Origin of the sequence: Pontiella sulfatireligans (genome assembly GCF_900890705.1) — a bacterium.
In the GTDB taxonomy this organism is placed as follows: Bacteria; Verrucomicrobiota; Kiritimatiellia; order Kiritimatiellales; family Pontiellaceae; genus Pontiella; species Pontiella sulfatireligans.
The window spans coordinates 1,982,322-2,003,374 of the sequence record NZ_CAAHFH010000001.1 but is presented as its reverse complement, the minus strand read 5'-3'; the positions used below and the strand labels follow the sequence as shown (position 1 = coordinate 2,003,374).

Here is a 21,053-nt window from a genome sequence, read left to right as displayed (position 1 = left end):
TATGGAAAAAAACTCACAAACAGGGCGTAATGAGCAGTTTATTACGCGGAAGACGTTGCTCCAGCGCGCGAGCGATCCGGATGATGAGGCCGCTTGGACTGAGTTTGTTTCTTACTATGAGGGATTCATTCGGATTCTGATCTTAAAAATGAATGTAGCACCGGATATGCGCGATGATCTATCGCAGGATATTTTGGTGAAGGTCTGGAAAAAGCTGTCATCCTATGATGCTGATCGGGCCGGTTTCCGAAGTTGGCTGTCTGGAATCATTCGTAACACGGTTTATGCCTATTTTGATACCTATGCGCGCCGTCAGAAAAAGCATACGCTTTATAAAAGTGATCATGAAGTTTCCGGGCTGGGTTCTGTGGAGGAGTTTGATACCCTTTTTCAGCGGGAGTGGAAGGTGTATATCACAAAACTGGCGATCGATAAGGTTCGGGATTCTTTTTCCGGCAAAGCAATGGACGTATTTGAACTGTCGCTCGATGAGGTACCGGCCGAAGAAATTGCCCGGCGGTTGAATATGCAGCGCTTTTCGGTCTACTCGCTGAAAAACCGGGTAAAACGCCGGCTTTTGAAAGAAGTGGAAAAACTCCGTGAGGAGCTGGAGTTCTAATGGCCGACAGGGAAAACAACGAGCTTCCTGGTTCTCGTGAAGAGCGATTGGCCGGCCTTTATGACACCGAATCTTCCGCCGATGATCTCAGCAGTGAATACACCCTGTTTACCCGTATTCGGGATGTTACGGACCGGTACAGTTTTTGTGACACAATTGCCGTTGGCGGAATGAAGACGATCAGTCGGGTGCATGACTGCAAGGCTGATCGTTATGTGGCCATGGCTACCCTTCACGAAACGGCTCCTGAGGAATGGTTCGAGCCTTTTCTGCGTGAAGCGTGTTTGACTGCCCGGCTGGAACATCCAAACATTATTTCCATTTATAATATCGGCATAAACGATGCCGGGCGCCCGTTCTTTACCATGGAGCTGAAGGTAGGGGATTCGCTGGCCGGAATCCTTAAGAAGCTGAACGAGGGAGATGCCGTTCACCGTGACCGCTATCCGCTGGAAGTGTTGCTGGATATCTTTGTCAAGGTGTGTGATGCCGTGGCCTATGCCCATTCGCAGGGGGTGCTGCATCTGGATCTGAAACCGGGCAATATTCAGGTAGCCCCGTTCGGTGAGGTCAAGGTTTGCGACTGGGGATTGGGCTGTATTGTGGATGAAGAGGGAATCGGTGAAGATCCGTTGCGGATGCATCCCGACCTGCTCAATTCGGTGACGGCATTCGGGAAAATCCGCGGAACCCCGGGGTTTATGGCACCGGAACAGATTAAAGGATTGTCTCGGCCGACCGATCAGGCCGACGTTTATGCGCTCGGAGCCATTTTATTTTCGCTGTTGGCCCATGTCGCGCCATTTTCAGGGAGCAGTGAGCAGATTATGTCGATGACCTTGAAGGGGACAACCGGTGCTATCCCGCACTCGGCCCCGAAGAGCCTCGTGGCAGCAGTCCACAAGGCTATGGCGCTTGAACCGGAGCAGCGTTACCGAGGAGTTGAAGAGCTGTGTAGTGATATTCGTAATTATCTGCTAGGATTTCCGACCTCCGCCGAGGGGGCGGGGTTTGGGCGAATGCTTATGTTGCTGTATAAGCGCAATCGCCGGATCTGCCGGACCATAGCCATTGGTTTGGTTTTGGTCATGGCCATTACCGCCTGGTTTATGGTGGCTCTTAGGGAGCGGGAACAGCGCGAGCGCACGGCAAAAGAGCATGCGGAAAACTCCTTCCGGCTGTATCGTGCGGAAAAGGAACGGGCGGAAGAGAGGCAACGGGATCATGCCACCGAACTGCTCGACAGCAGTTTGGCGGCATCCGATATGCTCCCCTATGTTGCTCATCGGGATGAACGAGCCTATCTGGAAATGCTCTATCAGCTGAATCTGGCGATTGAACTCAATCCCAAAGACACCTATATCCGCAGTGAAAAGGGTTATATCCTGTTTATCCAGCAGTGTTTTAACGAGTCCTCTGGCCTTCTTCAATATGCGCAAAAATATGTCCCATTGGAAGCCGTTGCCGCGAAGTATGCTGCAGGCAAAGTGGACGATGAGCTGTTGAAACCTGATGAGTTGGCTGAGCTGTTTCGCTCCGTCAAGCATGGCTCACAAGCCTTCCGACGAACATTGATAGAAAAGATGGCGGCTTATGACCTTAGGCGTCGTCCCGATTTGTCGGATCGCAGTATTGTGGTAGAAGCGGTGTTAGAGTCATTCAACCCTGCTTGGACCAACCGCATTTATGAATTTGATGCCGAGCAGCGTTCGCTCACCATTGGAGGGGCGGGGCTGGAAAACTTAAAGAGCGGTGACCGTGGAACCTCGCATCAGAGTCTGCTTCGATGGCTCAACCTGCATACACTCGAATTACGCGATACCGACTTTTCCAAGTTGGGTACATTACGGGATCTTCCCCTTGCCCGTTTGGACATTCGCAACGCTGAATCCATTGCTGGACTAGGTGCCTTGAAAAGTTTTGATTTACTCGCAGAGGTGGTTGTTGCTCCCGGGCAGTTCAGGGAGAGTCAAATCAAGAATGTCCCCGGATATATCACGGTTATCGAGTTGCCGTTAGCGGAGTGAGCGCAGGATGAAGGATTATTTCTTCCGCTTAACTCTGATGGAAAATTCCTCTTCGTCGAGATAGCCATCCTTGTTTTTATCCTTGCGCTTGAACTGGTTGTCAGCTTCTTTTTTATAGCCTTCCTTGCCTTGTTTCTCAAAACGTTGCCTTATGCTTTCAGTATACTCCGCCTTGGAAATTCTACCGTCCTTGTCGGTGTCGATATTGCGAAATGCCTGTTCGGCAGCCTGAACACTGCTGATCAGCATTCCGCAAAGGAGAACTATTATCCATCTTTTCATTGCGTTTCCTTTTTCCGATATACCCTTCATCTGAATACTTCTTATACCAGAATAAGCGGGATCTACAAGCACGTGTGTACCATGCGTGGCCACACCTTGGCGCTTTGTCTTCGATAAAAAAACTTTTGATTCGACTGTTTAGAACCCTCTGGTCTGGCTGAATGAATAATGAAGTACTCCGCCTGAGATGGGTGGAGTTAAGCCCGCATTAAATGACTAATGTTGTTTTTGGGAATTTTTTGCTGAGAGACAACCAAAACAGGAGAGAAGAGATGAAACGATGGAGATGGTTAAGCTTGGCGGTCGCCATGGCCGGGACGGTTCAGGCGGGTTTGTTAATCGGGTTTTCCGATCCGACTACAGGAGATCCGGTCGGAGGCAGCAGTCTGGACGGATTCGCGAACAGTAGCGGTTGGAGCAGTGTGGCGAATGATGCCCAGGAAGACAACTCCGGTATCTATGGCACCGGAACGGCTGTTTCCGATGCGGCCAATAGTAACGATACATCATGGAAACTGTTTCCGGCGAGTGTCGGGGTTACAGCCTCTATCGATTTTGCGGTAACCAATAATACAGGCAGCGCCGTCGATCTGGCGTGGTTTGTTTTCCGCGGTTGCGCCCGTAAGGCAACGGCGGCGGAAGATTATTCCGTGGAAATTCTGGGTGGCGGATCGCTTACTGCGGGAGTCATCGACAGCGACACGCTGCCCATTGCTCAGGACGGCTATATCGGCTATGATATCGATCTTTCCGGGTTGGCTGACCGTACGCTGGAAGACGGTGGAACCGCCACGTTCCGCCTCTCCGTGTCGGGTAACTCAGGTAACGCATCCACGGATAATACCTATATCGACAACGTGGCGATTGCGGCCGATACATCCTCCTTCGCATTCAACCTGAACCCGAATGACTCATTGACCTTTGAGTCCGATTATCCGGCAACGGTGTCCACCAATGAAATTGTCGCCAGCTTCATCGGGGAGTTTTCCAGTGTGCAGATTGAAAATCTGGTGGTTACAAGCGATTCGAATGAATTCAGTGTTTTAACGAGCACTCCGTTCACCATGAATGATCCCAACCCGTCCAACGCACTACTCAAAATTGAATTTGACGCTACCCTTGCTGGCCCGATTGGTCCTGCCGTTGACGCATGGAGCACCACCGGTTCAGTGGATGTGGTCTGGACGGAAGTTGGCAACGGCACCATGAATACCAACGAAATTGAACTGATTGGCCGTTTCAGGAATCCGGCGGTCGGTTTCGAAATTGACAGTAGTCTGGTCATGTCGTTGGGATACCCCGATACCGCAGTGACGAATGACTTGACGGTTTCCTATGATCAGGGGCGTCCAGGACACACCAATGTCCAGATCACGGCGATCAATATTCTCGATGCATCGACCAATGGGTTCTCAACCACCACCTCACCGTTTACCCTGACGGATCCTGCGCCTTCGAACTCGACCATCTCAATTGTGTTCGACAATTCCGGCGGGCAATTAGGAAGCAAAGACACCGCAACAGCGAATGTTGAGGTAGTCTGGGGTGAACTGGGCGGAAGCACCAACTATACCGAAACCGTTCCGGTTTCCGTGCAGTATGTGAACCTGCCCCAAGGCGTCATGCAGCTGCTCATGGCCAATCCGATCGTCGGCGTGGACGAACCCCATGGCTCGCCTCAGGCACTTAATGATTTCGGACTCCTGACCAATAAATGGTATGGACAGAATATTTCATACAATACCGATGGTTATTTAAAGCAAACCTCCGGCACGGGAAACAACCGTTCTTCATTTAATATCATCGAATCCGGGACCGCCGGGCAGGATAATTTCGGGCCGGTGGATACGGTGGCCTTGACGAACGGCCTCTACCGTTACGACTTCGTTTATGAAGTGATCAGCAACAGCACCCCCGCCGTTTGGTCGATTGATGCCTATGCTTTGGTCGGTCAGGAGGCTTTTTCTGTCTCCAACAATACGGATTATGTGTCGCAGGATCCTACCACCGGAAATGTGGAATACAACGGTCCGGTTGGACACGGCACGGCCTATCCAGAGCAGCATCCCAGTGGAAGCTTGAGAGGTTCGAATGCGGTGAGCAAAACGACCGGATCGGTTTATCTGAATGTTCAGGACGGTATGGATGCTATGTTCCATCTCTCCTCTTCCGGTGCGCCGGAAATTCGTCTCTATGAGCTGACGCTGACGCGTGAAGGCGAATATGACCCCAATGCAGAAGATCCCAATCCGCCGAATTCAGTTATTGCAGCCGATTTCAGTGATCTGAGCGCGACGAATTCGATCTTTGCCGGATTGGATCAGACCGATACCAACACCAATGGTGTCAACAATACCTGGCGGGGAACTCTCACCTCGTGGGAGTCCCAAGCGCTGAAATCAGTGGCCGGCGATCTAAATAGCAAAGCAACCGCGATTATTACGCGGTCCGGTACGAGCGGGTATGACGATGTCGGGGTTCAGGATACGATTCCGCTGACTTCAGGGGAGTATGAACTGACGTTGGATATTGATATCACTGGTGGATTCCCGTCGAACGAATCGGTGGTGCGTGTAGAGTTCTATGCCCTCTCGCAGGATTCGACCGGTAACGTCAATCAGGTGCGCATCAAGCATACCGAGAATGCTCTTCTTAGTGACTATATGATTGCGGATGGAACGGCAGCGTTCACGTTGCTCGGTTCCAAGACCTATACGGCCAATGTCACGGAAAAGATGACGCTGTCCGGCATGCCGGTTCAGGATGGGCAGGATGTGGCGTTGGTATTCTACCATGCGTTTGGGCCGGATCTGAAGATCGACAATGTCCTATTGGTGCGTACCGGCGATGTCGTGCTTTCCGGTTATGATGGCTGGGCTTCAGGGTTCACAGGTTTCTTTGATACGGCGCTGGATTCAGATCCTGATGGAGATGACCTCAGCAACCTGATGGAATATGCCCTGAATGGTGATCCAACGGATAGTGGCGATGCCGCATCGATTAAACCGGTCGTGTCCACAGTAATGGATGGTGGAAGCAACTGGCTCTACCACGTCCATAACGAGCGCACTGACGACGGAACATTGTCCTATGTAGTCGAAGCCGGCAACAATCTCGTGTTCACAAATTGGAACTCGGCGGGAATCGAGTTTGTGGATGAATCAGCTTCAGTCGGAAATTACAAGTCCGTCACCAACCGCACGGACACGGATGCCTCTGCGGAGTTCATTCGCCTGCAGGTTGAGAAATAGAAAGGCTAAAATTCAACAAACGGTTGAAAGAGAAAAGTCCCGTCCGGTGTTTCCGGCCGGGATTTTTGACGGTAAATATTAGATTTAATAAGAGGTATTAATGAAAACAACAGCGTCCATCTTTTTATGTCTAGCCGCCATCGTCTTCAATTCCCAGGCCGTGGATTATTATGTGGCCACGAACGGGAGCGATTCGGCATCGGGAACCTCAACCAGTGAGCCGTTTGCAACGATTCAGAAAGCGGCAGACGTGGTGACGGCGGGCGGTACGGTGTATATCCGCGACGGTACATACCATGAGGCGGTTGTTGTTGATAACGTAAACGGCTCGGCGGGCAATCGGGTGACGTTTAAAAACTATAATGATGAAAAGGTCATATTGGATGGAACCGAATCGCTGTCGGACATCGGCGGTTCATGGACGCCGCATAGCGGCAATATCTACAAAACCACGTTGAGTAAGGATATCTGGCAGCTGTTCATCAACGGTCGTATGCAGGTGACAGCCCGTTGGCCGAATGCCAACACAAACCCTACGGACCCGCTGCAGACCAAGCCCGGAAGTTCGGAAGCCGTTGACGGCACATGGTGGAGCAAGGAAACCACCTGGGCCAATGCGGACATGCCGGGCACGACGGAATACAGTCAGACGGAAAACAATCCCACTTACCACGATTTGGCAGGAACGGGGATCGACTTCACGGGAGGTTCGATCGTCTATTCTTTCCTGTCGCAGGGCGGGGACGGGAATCAGGAGCGATTGATTACGTCACACACCGCAGGCGGCAACATATTGGCCCACGCCAGCTACAGCGGTCCCGGAACGAAGAAAGGCCACTCCAGCACCGACAAGTTTTTCATCTTGGAGCATCTGGATGTACTGGATCAGGCGGAAGAGTGGTATTACACGCCCTCCAACAATACGGTTTATGTCTGGGGCGATCCAACCGGGAGCGAAGTGCGAGGGCGGACGATCAGACGTGCTTTTACCCTGAACAACACCTGCTCCTACATCACGATTAAAGGGCTGGACTTTTTTGCAAACAACTTCCGTTCCGATGCTGCGAATTTTGTGGTGGAAGACTGCACCTTCTCTTTTCCCGATGCATCCCGACGTTTGCTGGGCGAATATCCCGCGGAGAGCAACGATGCCATGACCGATTATGGAACGTACATCGGCGACGGGCCGTTCGCCATGACCAACTGTGTCTATGAATATGCCGAAATGGGCATTCTTTTTGGCTCCGGCGCCACGGATGCGTCTTCGTATCATAACAATCTGTTTCGCCACATCTCCATGCTTGGGCTGGGAAAAAACGGGGCGCTCCAGCAAGTAAATAGTTTTACGCGCAATACCTTTCATACGGCCGGAAACCGTGAGGTGCTTAAGAGCAAAGCCAATCCGGCGGCAACCCGTAAGCAAAAATATAATCACATTCACAACTGGGGGTATCTCCAGGTGCATGACGGAGCGGCCTTTCAGGTTTCCCCCCCCGCACATTGCGGGGACTGACCGCTCCTATAACTGGGTCTACGATGCCAAAAAATATGGCTACCGCTGGGATGCGCACGACGGGTTAAGCGGACTTCATCATCATAATGTCGGCATGAACCTGCACGGGGCGTTCCAGATTAAAGGCGACGACCACGATACCCATAACAACACCGGACTTGGCGGGTTGTCCAAAAACGACTTTATCATTCTGGCCGAATACAGCGATGTGTTAGGGCATGATGAAAATATCAACAGCCGTACCTGGAACAACCTGGGGGATAAGATTGCCGGCCACCGAACTGATTCGGTGCTGGTCGTTCCCATTCCGGGCGACCACACCAATAACTGGAACGGGTATCTCGAATCCGGAAGCGCGAGCGATCAGCTTCGTGATGTGGCCAACCTTGATTTCCGCCCGAAATCCGATTCCGATCTCGTTGATTCAGGAAAGGTGATCGCAGGAATAACCGATGGATATGTTGGGTCGGCTCCCGATATCGGAGCCTATGAATCGGGAGACTCCAATTATTGGATTCCGGGTTGTCAGGCTGCGCAGGCCTGCACGCCCATTCCGCTACACGGTTCCGATAATGTAAAAACCAATGCCGATCTGATGTGGTTGGAAGGCTATCAGGCGACTTCACATAATATTTATTTCGGCACCGAATCCGGCAGCCTTCCAATGATTGGAAACCAGACCAACAATATCTTCAATCCAGGGCCGCTGGCCGAGGGACAGACCTATTATTGGCGTATTGATGCCGTCACACCGACCGGAACAGTGGCTGGAACAGAATGGAAATTTAGTGTGGATACTTATTTTGTCTCGGCAACGATTAGTTTTAACCCGCTACATGATTCGTATGTTCAGGATACGTCACCGAACTCCAATTATGGTTCGGATTCACAACTCAAATTGATTACGCAAATTACGTATGGATATAACCGTGAAGCGTACATGAAGTTTGATGTCGACGTACCGGGGGAAATTGTGTCTGCCACGCTGGAGTTGCATAACTCCGGCGGGAGCCACACCAAAGGGGTGGGTATCTATTCCATGACCGATACATCCTGGGATGAGGCTACGCTCACCTGGAACAATCGCCCCCCGATCGACGGAGTCCATCTTGACGATCAGGATGTGAATTCCGGAAGTTGGGCCTCTTTCGAGGTCTCTTCGGTGGTGGTTTCCAACGGTCTGGTTTCGTTTGGCCTGATTCGTGACCCGCTCGATAGCCAGCGCTCCATCGATTCGAGGGAGAGTGCCTTTGCCCCCGTACTAAAGGTGGAATATGTGCCGGATACTGATTATTTCGCAGATTGGGCCGGGGGATATGCCCTTGGTAGCGAAAGCGGCCTGCTCGATAATCCCGATGGCGATATGTTCAATAACCTAACGGAATATGCCCTCGGCGGATCGCCGACAGATCCAGGTGATGCAGCGGCAATTGTTCCGATTTTTGACGGTATGCATTATATTTATCGCCGTCGCACCGATGCAACCGAGCGCGAGCTGACCTACACCCTCGAGGCACGTACCAACCTGGTTGCCGGAAGTTGGAGTGTTATCGCCGCCGCCCCGAGCGGAGTTGCTCCGCTGGAAGTCGGCTTTGAGGCGGTAACCAATCAGATCGTTACGACGAATGACAGTCGCTTTGTCCGCTTGCGTATCAGTGCTCCGGCCAACCTGCCACCTTTGTTTGCTGCGGACCCATTGACTAAGGCCAGCGGCATTGAAAATGTGGCCTACAGCGGTTCTGTCGCTGGTGACGCTTCCGAACCTGAACATAATTCGATGACCTTCTCGAGAGTTTCCGGACCGGCGTGGTTGAGTATGGCTTCCGATGGGACACTTTCCGGCACTCCGGGGGTAGGTGACCTTGGTCTAAACACCTTTATGGTGCAGGTGAATGCTGCAGGCGGAAGCGATACCGCAATGCTGAACATTACGGTGCTTGCCAATCAACCTCCTGCATTCACTGCTGACCCGTTCAGCAAGGGCAACGCCGCGACAAACTCGGCCTATGGTGGTTCTGTCGCGGGTGCCGCCTCCGATCCTGAAAACGATGCAATGACCTTCTCGAAGGTTTCCGGGCCGGCGTGGTTGAGTGTGGCTTCCGATGGTACACTTTCCGGTACTCCGGGTGCAGGTGACCTTGGTCTGAATACCTTTACGGTGCAGGTTGATGCCACGGGCGGAAGTGATGCCGCGACGGTAAATATTACGGTAAGTTCTGTCGGAGCAATGCCAAGCGGTTATCCAGCAGGTGTCGGAACCAATGTAGGTGACGAATGGATCAGTCGCGTTCAGTTTAGTACAATCGACCAGAGTTCCGGCGCCGATGGCGGCTACGTGGATCGGACCACGGTTTCCGCCAGTGTCACTGCGGGTTCCAGCCACACCATGACGGTGACGTACGGGTATTCGGGCACGGCTTTCAGCGAAAATCTGAGCATTTGGATCGATTTCAATCGAGACGGCGACTTCACGGATGCTGGTGAGCAATGCCTAACGGTAAGCAACCAGCAATACAGTGGAAGCGGTAGCATTACGATTCCATCGGGAGCTTCATTAGGTGAAACCCGCATGCGTGTGGCCATGAGCTATTCATCGCAGGCGGGCCTCAGCGCCGATGGCAGCGGCAGTTTTACCTATGGTGAAGTAGAAGATTATAAACTGGTTGTTGAGTAGCCTGTAAGAGGCGCATTCTGCGGGCGGCAGAGTGCGCCGGCAGGTTACAATGAGTGGGCGGCTATCAAGAGGTAAGGCCCCTGCGGTGAGCGAAACGCAGGGGCCGTACCCATCATCCACGGGTTGGGTTATTTCTAATCGGATTACTAAGAGCGGAAATAAACTTCTCGTTCAAGACTGTTTCGAAGATCATAAATCTCGTTGGTTAGAGTCGATTTGACGCGCGATTTCAACGAATGGACTGTGTTGGCGGTCAAGCCAAGTTCTTTCGCAATTTGTAGCACCGATATCCCGTTCATACTTTTTCGAAATACTTCGATCGCATTTTTGGAGAACAGGGACTGAATTTTTTCTATAGCCAAAGTGGCCAGATGCAAGCGCCATTCATTCTCGGCAATGTGGTCGGTTTTCGGGAGGAAGGTCGCAGCGTAATAATCCAGGGAGGTGTCTGATACCGCATTGGTTTCCCTGCTTAGTCGGCGTCTCTCGGAACGAATAAAGTCCAGCACCTCATTTCTTGTAGTAACCCTCAGGTAGGAATTAAAGTTGTTCATTTTATCAATATTTACCTCAGGCAGCCGTTTCCATAGCCTGAGGATGACCTGTTGGTGAATATCTGCCGCATCGGCTTCGGAGATATTCATGCCCCGAATGACGGAATAGATGAAATGTGTGTAGAACTTCATGAAGTCCGCCCACGCCTCTTCGTTGTCCTGCTTCTGTACACGGCGGAGTAGGCTTATTCCTGTTTCATGCTGATCAGTTTTGTTGATATGGCTCATGAACTATACACGCCGTTTTCGCTTTCCGGATTTTCTCATCCGGGTAAGCGGGATACATAGTATATTTGCGGGGGAATTTTCGCTTCCCTTGTCTGTAACTTTTGCATTAAAAAAAACACCGCCTTGCGATAGATAGCGCAGGACGGTATTTATTTGCATCTAGACCTGTGAGATCAGAGCATGAACTTACGACGAACTAAGAGAAGAGCGAATCCGGTTGTAGCAACCAGGCCAAGTGTTGCCGGTTCCGGAATTACGCTGACGTTGTCGATAACGAATTCCTCATTGCCATTAGCGGTGAAGAGCACTACAAGCGTATCATGGCCCGTAGAATCAAACGCTGCACTGGTAATGGTTGCACCATGCGTGAATACGGTGTCCGCGATTAGCTGATCCTGAGCTCCAGCACCGACTACCGAGACAAACCCATCGGTCGCCTTTCCGAGATCGATCTTGACCGGATCGGTGGAGTTGACTCCCCAAACGGAATAATAAGCGTTTGTGCCCGCAGTGACCAGTAGGCTGTCAAAGTTAAGGCTCAAACCGCTACCGGTGAATGCGGTGGCATCAATGATCAGACCGCACGCGCGGGCGTTGCCTCCTGAATCAACCGTAAAGCCATTGGATGCGTCGAGTGACGTGGCAATAACGCCCATATTAGCCTGGTCCGCGTGGATGAGGTCGCCGATGGCGTAGTCAATACCAAGTACTAGGGCGCCGTTTCCAGCGTTCGTAATGTTTAGGCCACCGCCTTCAAAGTCCTCGGTGAATAACGCAGCCGAAGCGCTGCTGACGAAGCCCGTCATAATTATTGCATATAGCAATGTAACTGGTTTTTTTTGTTTCATCTGTTATTTCCTTTTTTCGTTTTTCCCCTTCTGCCATGGAGACACAGCGGGGTTATGTTTCCTAGTTAAGCTGGCGAGGGGGAATCTAAACAGAAACCGAGTTGTTTATTTTTCGGGTTTCTGACGACATGGCTAAAGCAGTTGATTTTATGATTTTTCTGTTTAGATTTTCGGAGGCCAACTGAATGAATATACAGATGGCTTTGTCAAAAAAATCCGTGGCTGGGGTGTTCAAACTATTGAAGGTTTAATGAAAAGGATAAAAATGATTCGGAATTTTATATTGGGTTTAGTGGTTGGGGCAGGGTTGGTGCATGGGACTTCGGCTGCGAGCCAGCCAAATATTGTATTAGTCATGGCGGACGATGTGAGTCCGGACATGTTTTCGTGCTACGCACCGCTGACGCCATATGGTATGGAACTGGCGGCCAATACGCCGAATATCGATAAGCTCGCCGAAACAGGTGTGGCGTTTAAAACCGCTTATGCATCAGCCATGTGCGGGCCATCGCGTGCGCAGATCATGACGGGGAAATATGGCTCCACCACCGGGGCGTTGCAGAATGGGTTGTGGCTGAATGGTTCTCGCGAAACCATCTACAGCAATCATCTGGCATTCGGGAAAATGATGTCGGAGGCCGGTTACGCTACCGCGATTGCCGGCAAATGGCATGCGGGCTCGCAAATGCCCTACGAAGCGGATGTGGGCTTTCAGGAATATTGCCTGTGGGAAGGAGCCAAGGAAGTGCTGCTCGCCACCGGACAGGAATTGAAAAAGAGCGATTGTGCGTGGGAGGATGAATCAACGCCTTCCAGATATTGGAAACCCTGCTTGGTTCAAAACGGTGAGCTGCTGAAGGTGACGGACGATGATTTCTGCCCTGACCTCTGCTGTGATTTTATCTGCGACTTCATGGAACGTCAGAGCAAGGCGGGCAAACCGTTCCTGGCTTATTGGCCGACCGTATCGCCGCATGGTACCCGTAGCGGGCAACCGACCAATCCGCTACGCGGCAACCCCGGCGATCTCGGTACTAAAGGTGATAAAGACAACGGCCCTCGCTTTAAGTCACTGATTGAACACATGGACTCCACCATCGGTCGAATTCAGGCCAAAGTGAAGGAACTGGGCATAGAGAACAATACGGTCATCATTTTCTGCTCCGACAACGGCACCGCGGTTACCGCCAAAACGCGTGGCGTTGAACGGGGATGCCACGTGGTCTTTATGGCTGCCGGAGCAAGGATTAAACAACGCGGCCTGACGGATGAGCTTATGGACTTTTCTGATATTGCCCCGACGTTGGCCGACTATGCCGGTATTGAGGCAAAGCAGACCGTTCCTTATGACGGAATAAGCCTTAAACCGTTTTTAACGGGCAAGGTAGATCAGACCAAACCGCTGATCCACGGTTTCATTTCCACCTCGCAGCTTGTGCGTTCGAAGGATCATTTGCTGGAGGTCTACAACCCCATGCTCGGTATGCCCGACGGTCGATTCTACTACACCGGCGAAAACCGTTTCTGCAAAGGCTATGGGCGTGTTGACTCAAATCCCGAGCATGCTGCCGCCAAAAATCAGTTTTTCCAGTATTTGGAACAATATCCGGCCATGACCGCCGATCACCCGCATTGGCAGACGAAGGCCGGCAAGAAATTCTACAAGTCCTATACCTCTCCGAAGGAAAAGGAGAAACACCTCCACAACCACAAGGACTATACGTTTTACGACGAGAATTAAGATAGGCGTCAAAACTTCCTCTGAATGCGGTGTTTTATTATCGAGTGCACGGACTTTTTTTAGAGTCTGAAAACATCATATTCGAGGAAATGGATGAAAATACGATTTTACGGCTTAGTTATGCTCGTACTGACCTGCTTGGGTTGCGGGTTGTCTTATGCAAATAGTGTAACGTACGAGAAGGCGCTTCAGGATTGGAGCGCCATGAAGTTTGGGCTGTTTATCCACTGGGGCATCTATTCTATCCCGGCGGGAGTATGGGACGGCAAGCAAATCGAAAAGCTGGGCGAGCAAATCCAGCGTCACGCAGCTATTCCGCACGATGACTATGCAGCGCTGGCGGGGCAGTTTAATCCGGTGAAGTTTGATGCCGACGCGATCGTTGGTCTGGCGAAGAAGGCCGGCATGCGCTACATCGTGCTGACGGCCAAGCATCACGACGGCTTTTGCATGTTCGAGTCCGCCCATACCGATTTCGACATCATGGATGCCACACCCTACAAGAAGGACATCCTGAAGCAGTTGGCTGAAGCCTGCAAAAAACACGGACTGAAACTGGGCGTCTACTATTCCACGCCCGACTGGCGCTTCAATGGCCCGCACCCGGAAATCAATCCACACGACGGTAAGATTTCCGTGTTCAGCAAGGTGTCGAAGGCAAACGAGGACTATCAGGTGGCGCAGCTTAAAGAACTGATGACCAACTATGGCGATATCGTGGAGCTCTTCTTCGACATGGGTGAACCGACTCCGGCGCAGAGCAAGCGGTTTGCCGACGCCGTGCGGGATATTCAGCCAGACTGCATGATCAATGGCCGCATCATGAACAATCAGGGCGATTTTATCACGATGCCCGACAACCACATGCCGGATATTCCGCTTACCGAGCTGCCGTGGGAATCGCCGGGCACCTTCTATCATACGTGGGGCTATAAATCGTGGGTCAAGGGCGATCCGCTTGAGAAACAGATTCCCGCACAGATTCGCAAGCTCGTTACCATCGCGGCGCGCGGCGGAAACTTTTTGCTGAACATTGGGCCGATGTCCGACGGAACCGTTGTGCAATATGAGCAGGATGTACTCAACGGCATTGCGGAGTGGACGGCGAAATATGGCGAGTCCGTTTTTGGCACGGGCGTCACGCCGTTCGCGAAGTTGCCGTGGGGTGAATGCACCACCGGTGACGAAAAGCTCTACCTGCATGTTTTCAATTGGCCGGAAGATGGAAAAATTAAAGTGCCGGGCTTGCAGAATCCGGTGATCGCGGTTTATCCGTTGTCGAACCCCAATAAAAGCCTGCGCTATTCCAATGGTGTTATTTCCCTCAATGGGGTAGAGCAAGACCCGTGCGACACGGTTATTGTGATTGAATATGAAGAGCCGCTCAACGTGGAGCCGGTCCGCACTGAACCAAAGCCTAACGGCACGCTGGTTCTGTCCGATGCCACCGCAATCCATCACGGAAAATATGGCCGCGAAAGCTATCGTTCCATTTTGCCCGACTACTACCGAACGTGGAATGTCGGCGATCTCGAAGCGGGGAAATACGATGTGTCGCTGGTCTATAAACTCAAATCCGCGCAGAAGGATTTTAAACTCGAAGTAGTAGGTGCAACGCTCGACTTTTCCCTGAAAGGAAAGGCCGGCAAAGAAGAGTCGTTCATTATGGATGGCAATGAAGAGGTTTCGGATATCGTGAAAGGTGCTGACGGGAAATGGCAGAAAGTCACCGTCGGAACCATCAAAGTGCCCAGTTCTGGGAAAGCCGTTCTCACGCTTCGCCAGGGGCAGGAGTTCGAATTCAAGGCCACACTCGACGAATTTAAGAAACAGGACGCGAACTATCGCTCCATGAAGCTGGATATCAAGGCACTTGTGCTCAGTAAAAAGAAATAGATTAGGATAAAAAATGAAACCATTTTTATATGTATCTGCTTTGCTGGCCGTTCAGGCTGTTGCGGGAGAGTTTTATGTGTCGCCAACGGGTAACGATGATGCGGCGGGTTCGTTGGCGACGCCGTTTAAAACTATTGACCGGGCGCGTGATATGGCGAGGAGTACAAAAGATCATGTAACCGTCTATCTGCGGGGAGGAACCTATCGGATTAATCAATCTGTAGTCTTCGGCGTTGCGGACGGCAATACGAGTTATATGGCCTATAAGAATGAAAAGCCCGTCATCTCATCCGCTGTTCCGGTAATGGGATGGGAAAAACATAAGGGCGGCCTCTGGGTGGCCGATATTCCGGAGGGTGTGACGGATTTCAAGGTGATGTTCGATGGCAACCGCATGCTCGAACGCGCCCGCAGCCGGGGTTTTCAGAGTCCGCAGCAAAATTTCAAGAAGTTTGCCACCCGCAATGTAGCGTTGCCGGAAGACCGGCCGCTGCTGCGCCGGTTGGAGTTTCCTGAAGGCGAGATCGAGGCCTGGGATAACATTGAAGATGTGGAAGCCTTTTTCTGCGGGGTGCCATGGACGTTTAATTTTTCGTCGATCGAAAAGGTGGATGAGGAAAAGAATATTGCCTGGTTGAAATACGAGGGCAACACGCCGCCGTCCACCACGCCGAAGCCGTACAACCCTTCCTACATTGAAAACCACATCAGTGTGCTGGATCAACCGGGCGAATGGTGCGTGAACACCCGAACCCGCAAAATTCATTACTGGCCGGTTAACGGAACTCCGGGCGATGAAATCTGCGTGCCGACGCTGGTTGAGTTCTTTCGTGTCGAAGGCGATATCGATTATGACGGTCCGAAGGACACCCCCGTTAAAAATATTACGTTCAAGGGGTTAACATTTACACAGGGCGATCGTTATTCCTGGTGGGACGACCACAAGGGCTGGGGCATCCAGCACGATTGGGACAAGTTTGATTGCGGCAATGCGCTATTACGCTTTCGCGGTGCTGAAGATTGCGTGGTGGACCAATGCCGTTTCATTAATTCCGGCAATTCGGCGGTTCGCCTCGATTTGCATGCACAAAATATTACGGTTAAAAACAGTCTGATCGATCGCGTTGGCCACATGGGCATCCTGCTGTGCGGATATGGTCCCGGCACCAAGGACGTCAATAAGAACAACAAGATTGTGAACAACCTGATCCGCCGCACCGGTGAGCTTGTTTTGCATGGACATGCGATTTTTATCTGGCAAAGCGGGGAAAACTTTGTGGCCAACAACCACATTCGCGAGGTGCCGCGCAAAGCCATCGGCATTTGCGGCGTACGGGGCGCGATTTTCATGGAAGGCAAAAAGGTCGACTGGGACGAGGCCAGCAAGGCGATGCGCTGGCACGAATTGGGCGCTGATATTTTTGAAGATAAAGACGGCACGCTCCAACAGCGTATTCTTCCGTTCCTGCATGCGCGCAACAACCTGATTCAAGACAACTATGTTTATCGGGCCCGCACCAAGATTGGTGACGGAGCGGCATTGAATGTATCTGGCGCGGGGACTGGAAACGTGATGCGTCGCAACATGCTCTACATGAGCCTCGGCAACGGCATGCGTTGCGATGATTGGCAGCAAGGCACTACCTTCGACAGCAACCTGATTCTTTCGGGCGGTGTTGTACACAAAGGACGTAACAACCTGATCAACAACATTTTCATGAACAGCAATATTCGTTTCAGCCTCTTTCCTGGGCAGCAACCGGATCCGGGGTCTGAGGTAAAGAACAACCTGTTCTATTTCTCGCGCGAGATCGCGCCCTACACCGGCCGTCAATCCAATTCCATCAACACGCCCGAATCGTGCGATCTGGAAAACAATCTCTATTTTTGTGAAGCCGGTAACGGCTATCTGGAAAAGTTTGTTGCGGAAAAGCACGCGGCGGGTATGGATAAAGGGTCGGTCGTCGCCGATCCGAAATTTGCGAAAAAGATCAACTGGTCAGCGGATGCGCAACCGGAAGATTATCGGTTGGCCAATGATTCTCCGGCGGTAAAAATGGGCTTTAAACCAATCGATGTTTCGAAAATTGGACTCACGGATGATTATCCTTCCGAATTCCTTGGGGAAGTTTTCCCTTCAAAGCGGGGTCAACTCGTTTCAGGAAAAGCCATCGCCAGCAGCACAGGCAAAGGCGATATAAATAAAATTTTCCAATCTTCGGAAAGCATGACAACGGTATTTGAAACTAAGCCTGAGAATGCGCCTTATGTGGAAATCGAGCTCGATAAAAAGGTTCCAGTCGATGGCCTTGAAATTATTGCGGATGTAAAGGATCGCCAGAACGCCCTGCGCAGTCTGACCGTCTGGACTTCCAATGACCGTAAAAACTGGGTCGAAATCTGGCGTGCCGATCCCTACCACATTGCGATGGGGCGCGACTGGATGGTGAATCCCTACGATGTGCTTCCGGCTAAGTATGTAAAAATTGGCCTGCGCCCGCAGGCGGAGCTCCAGATGACGCCGGAAGACGAACGGATGAAGATGGGCAGGAATGTGTTGCGGTTAAATCGAATCCGAATTTATTCAAAATAGCGTAACCTATACAGCAAGGAACTAACCTATGAATAATAGATGATCATTCATCAAAATCTCTGCAGTGAATGGAGCCTCGCGACCTCTCTTTAATATTGGAACCGCAGGAGACTCGCCTGACCAAATGGTGAACCATGCGAGTTTTTGGGCGAATGGCATGGCCTTTGCCGACATCAGTCGCTTCGCCCGTGATGATAATTTCAACCTCGTAGCGGTTGCGGAAGTGGATGGTGCGCGGCTAGATCGGGTTTTCAACTCTCTTCAGGAGCCTACGAGCGGCTCGCAGTTCGAATGATTCAAGATGGTTTTATCGGCAAGGTGAAAGAGGTCTTTATATTTTGTCATAAAATCTGGGGCGATTCTTCGCCGCGAATACCGCAAGGGCTGGGATGTTCAAGGATTATAAGAACTGCATAGGATTTATGGAGAGAAGGTTTTGCTTATCACTCGACTTTGAAACTCCACGGTTCGCCTTCGATTACGGAGCCGTCAGGCATGACGGCATCGACCCGCCATGTGTAGTTCTGGGCACTCCTCAACTCGCCGGGGTCGATGATGTTGCCGCCGTGCAGTTCAATCCTGCCCTTATGATCTTTTGCGGCGTTCATGAAGTTAACGATGTGCTTTTCAGCTTTGTAGGCGGGCAGGAACATCAGATCCGCATCCTGCTTTACAGCGATGGCTCCGTTCGGAGGGATCGGTGTGGAGGCGGTTTGTTTCTTGCGACCGGGGATCCAATAGTTGGAATCACCAGCTTCGTATGCGCCGATGTCCGGGCGGTTTCCAATAAATGGAGGAAGCTCAACTTGGATTTTGTCCGAGGGGAGTTCTTTCACTGCGTACCCAGCGTCTATGATGGTCGAACCAGGCTTTGGGCGAAAGTCGAGGTTTGAAGGGTCTCGTAGAAACTCTGCCACCACTCCTGTGCCGGTGATGTTCTTTTCTTGACGGGCGTTTAGTTCCTCATCAGGTTTTTTAGTGCTCCAGGCCACCATGACATCGGCGAGCGTATTGCAGACGAGTGTGTTTTGATTGTGGGGCGGTGTATTTCCGTAGCCATTGGGAACGGCAAAAATGCTGTCATAGAACGTGTTGTTAAACAGAAGGTGGTAATCTCCTTTAAACTTGCTGCCGCCCTGGCCAAGGTTGAATACCACATTGTTGTGCACACAGCCCTCGGATCCCATGCCGCTGGTTGTGGAGTCGAATCGGATGCCCTGCCGGTTGGTGTCGTGAACCCAATTGTAGCGAATCAGGGTTCCGGTCTGGGCCCCGGTGCCAATGTTAATGGCGGAGCCGTCGTGCTGAAGATTGCCCATGTTCCAGAGGCGGTTGTACTCAACCACGGAACCTTTGCCCGGACGAATGCCTTCGGAGTTGCCACCCGAATGAACCGTATTGCAACGGATGATGGCTCCCGGTCCTGCCGGTACCGAGCCGCTCCCTCCTCCGGAGTTCACATCCCATTCGATGTCGTGAATGTAGCAGTTCTCAAGAATGCTGCCCGGGCTGTCGATGTTGATGGCCGGAGAGTTGGCGTAGGCGATTTCGCAGTTGCGTACCATGTTTCCAAACGGTCCTTCGCCGTCGTTCACAACATGGGTCATGACATTGGCCGAAGATTTGTATTTATGATTCTTCTGCTTGTTTGAATCGGAACTCGTTTCATGGCACCAACCGAACTCTCCCAGCATAAATTTATGAGTAGAGGGATAGAGCAGGCTGCCGTCTTCTATGGTTACGTACTCGCATCCATTCATCGAAAAGGTGCTGGCGAAAAATTCCAAACCCTGGAAAACAAGGTGGGAGCAGTCATACAGTTTAAGGCTGAAGTCGCGGACTTTTCCAGAGATTGGAAGCTTATTGGGATTCCGGTCATCGGATGTGCGTAGGTAGGCGGTTTTAGATTTGGCGTCGTACCACCATTCATTCGGTCGGTCCAGTGCGGGAAGTCCGAGAATATAGTAGGCGACATATTTCGACATCCGCGTTCCGGTCCTGTCGTATTCAAACCAGTCCTGTCCGGCCTTGTGTTCTGTGATCGGCCGTGACCAAGTCAGCCAGTGGCCGATGTTCAGCACGGCAATGGCTCCGGTGAAATCAACGCCGGTTTCTTCAAGCGTGGTCTGGTTGATGTTTCCGCGAACGTCCAGCTTAACATCACCTTCGTCGTCGGAATCGTTTGTGTGTGGAGTTGGATTCCGATCGCAGATCACGCCGTCGGTGGTTTTGCCCAGATATTCACCTTTTTTAAACGTCCGATCGGTAAAGCGCATGCATTCTTCCATTTTCCAGATCGATCCGTCTTCAAATGAAGCATTCGGCCATCGTGCCACATAAACCAGTTTGCTTCCGCAAAAAAGTTGCCAAACGGGTTCGTTCAGCTTCATTTTATAAATGCGGTTTTTCCAGGGAGACCACCGCGGCTCGAGTTTAACGGTGCCATCCATGATTGCTCGTTCACCGGAGCAGGGCTTAAACGTTATTGGTTCGTTCGCTGTGCCATGAATGCCCTCCATCAGGGTTTCGCATTGATAGCGACCGTTGCGTAGCCAGCAGGTATCTCCCGGCTTCAGGGCCTGAGCTGCGCGATCAATGGTTTTAAACGGGCTCGCTTCGCTTCCATTGTTACGGTCATTTCCTTCAGAGGGTGAGACAAAAACATCGGCTCCGTGCACGGATGCCGTAAGCAGGAAGATCAATATGCTGAGCAAAAAGGATGTGTAGTTCATTATGATTATTTAACACCAGTATTGGTCTGGAGTTTGACCTAAACATGTATTTATTCCGTTTTCCAAAACGGCTCTTTCGAACTATGAGCACGGGG

The 21,053-nt window shown here is 51.5% G+C and carries 13 protein-coding genes; 9 read left to right on the top strand and 4 right to left on the bottom strand.

What is annotated here, in order from left to right; translation table 11 throughout:
* Position 1: 1 nt before the first annotated feature.
* Complete coding sequence (locus SCARR_RS06790) at positions 2-619, top strand: RNA polymerase sigma factor (protein WP_136060747.1); 618 nt, start codon at positions 2-4, stop codon at positions 617-619.
* The gene (locus tag SCARR_RS06785) at positions 619-2,646 is read left to right on the top strand and encodes a protein kinase domain-containing protein (RefSeq protein WP_136060746.1); all 2,028 of its coding nucleotides are present in this window, start codon (positions 619-621) and stop codon (positions 2,644-2,646) included. Before SCARR_RS06790 ends, SCARR_RS06785 begins: the two co-directional genes overlap by 1 nt.
* 15 nt (positions 2,647-2,661) lie before the next feature.
* Here the strand turns inward: SCARR_RS06785 and SCARR_RS06780 are convergent, their stop codons facing one another.
* On the bottom strand, positions 2,662-2,928 hold the full coding sequence (locus SCARR_RS06780) for an EF-hand domain-containing protein (protein WP_168433066.1): 267 nt from the start codon (positions 2,926-2,928) through the stop codon (positions 2,662-2,664).
* Positions 2,929-3,200: 272 nt separating this feature from the next.
* Here SCARR_RS06780 and SCARR_RS06775 point away from each other — a divergent pair, with 272 nt between their 5' ends.
* The 3 genes from SCARR_RS06775 (at position 3,201) to SCARR_RS06765 (ending at position 10,366) form a co-directional block, all read left to right on the top strand.
* On the top strand, positions 3,201-6,179 hold the full coding sequence (locus SCARR_RS06775; RefSeq protein ID WP_136060744.1) for a hypothetical protein: 2,979 nt from the start codon (positions 3,201-3,203) through the stop codon (positions 6,177-6,179).
* A gap of 100 nt (positions 6,180-6,279) precedes the next feature.
* Entirely contained in the window at positions 6,280-7,692 is a 1,413-nt protein-coding gene (locus tag SCARR_RS06770; protein ID WP_136060743.1) for a right-handed parallel beta-helix repeat-containing protein, read from the top strand.
* Positions 7,643-10,366 carry a CBM96 family carbohydrate-binding protein gene (locus SCARR_RS06765; RefSeq protein WP_136060742.1) on the top strand — a complete coding sequence of 908 codons (2,724 nt, stop codon included), beginning with the start codon at positions 7,643-7,645 and terminating at the stop codon, positions 10,364-10,366. Before SCARR_RS06770 ends, SCARR_RS06765 begins: the two co-directional genes overlap by 50 nt.
* Before the next feature lie 146 nt (positions 10,367-10,512).
* Here the strand turns inward: SCARR_RS06765 and SCARR_RS06760 are convergent, their stop codons facing one another.
* Together SCARR_RS06760 and SCARR_RS06755 are read right to left on the bottom strand one after the other, a co-directional pair.
* On the bottom strand, positions 10,513-11,148 hold the full coding sequence (locus SCARR_RS06760; protein ID WP_136060741.1) for an RNA polymerase sigma factor: 636 nt from the start codon (positions 11,146-11,148) through the stop codon (positions 10,513-10,515).
* A 173-nt stretch (positions 11,149-11,321) separates the two neighbouring features.
* Positions 11,322-11,996 carry a PEP-CTERM sorting domain-containing protein gene (locus tag SCARR_RS06755; RefSeq protein ID WP_136060740.1) on the bottom strand — a complete coding sequence of 225 codons (675 nt, stop codon included), beginning with the start codon at positions 11,994-11,996 and terminating at the stop codon, positions 11,322-11,324.
* Positions 11,997-12,261: 265 nt separating this feature from the next.
* On the opposite strand from SCARR_RS06755, the gene SCARR_RS06750 reads away from it, so the two are divergent.
* The 4 genes from SCARR_RS06750 to SCARR_RS28060 all read left to right on the top strand — a co-directional run bounded on the left by SCARR_RS06750 (position 12,262) and on the right by SCARR_RS28060 (position 18,521).
* Entirely contained in the window at positions 12,262-13,737 is a 1,476-nt protein-coding gene (locus tag SCARR_RS06750) for a sulfatase-like hydrolase/transferase (protein ID WP_168433065.1), read from the top strand.
* Between the two features lie 93 nt (positions 13,738-13,830).
* Positions 13,831-15,633, top strand: a complete 1,803-nt coding sequence (locus SCARR_RS06745; RefSeq protein WP_136060738.1) for an alpha-L-fucosidase — start codon at positions 13,831-13,833, stop codon at positions 15,631-15,633.
* A 13-nt stretch (positions 15,634-15,646) separates the two neighbouring features.
* Positions 15,647-18,226, top strand: a complete 2,580-nt coding sequence (locus SCARR_RS06740) for a right-handed parallel beta-helix repeat-containing protein (protein WP_136060737.1) — start codon at positions 15,647-15,649, stop codon at positions 18,224-18,226.
* A 124-nt stretch (positions 18,227-18,350) separates the two neighbouring features.
* Complete coding sequence (locus SCARR_RS28060; RefSeq protein WP_168433064.1) at positions 18,351-18,521, top strand: hypothetical protein; 171 nt, start codon at positions 18,351-18,353, stop codon at positions 18,519-18,521.
* 148 nt (positions 18,522-18,669) lie between these two features.
* On the opposite strand, the gene SCARR_RS06735 is transcribed toward SCARR_RS28060, so the two are convergent.
* The gene (locus SCARR_RS06735) at positions 18,670-20,958 is read right to left on the bottom strand and encodes a right-handed parallel beta-helix repeat-containing protein (protein ID WP_136060736.1); all 2,289 of its coding nucleotides are present in this window, start codon (positions 20,956-20,958) and stop codon (positions 18,670-18,672) included.
* Positions 20,959-21,053: the final 95 nt, after the last annotated feature.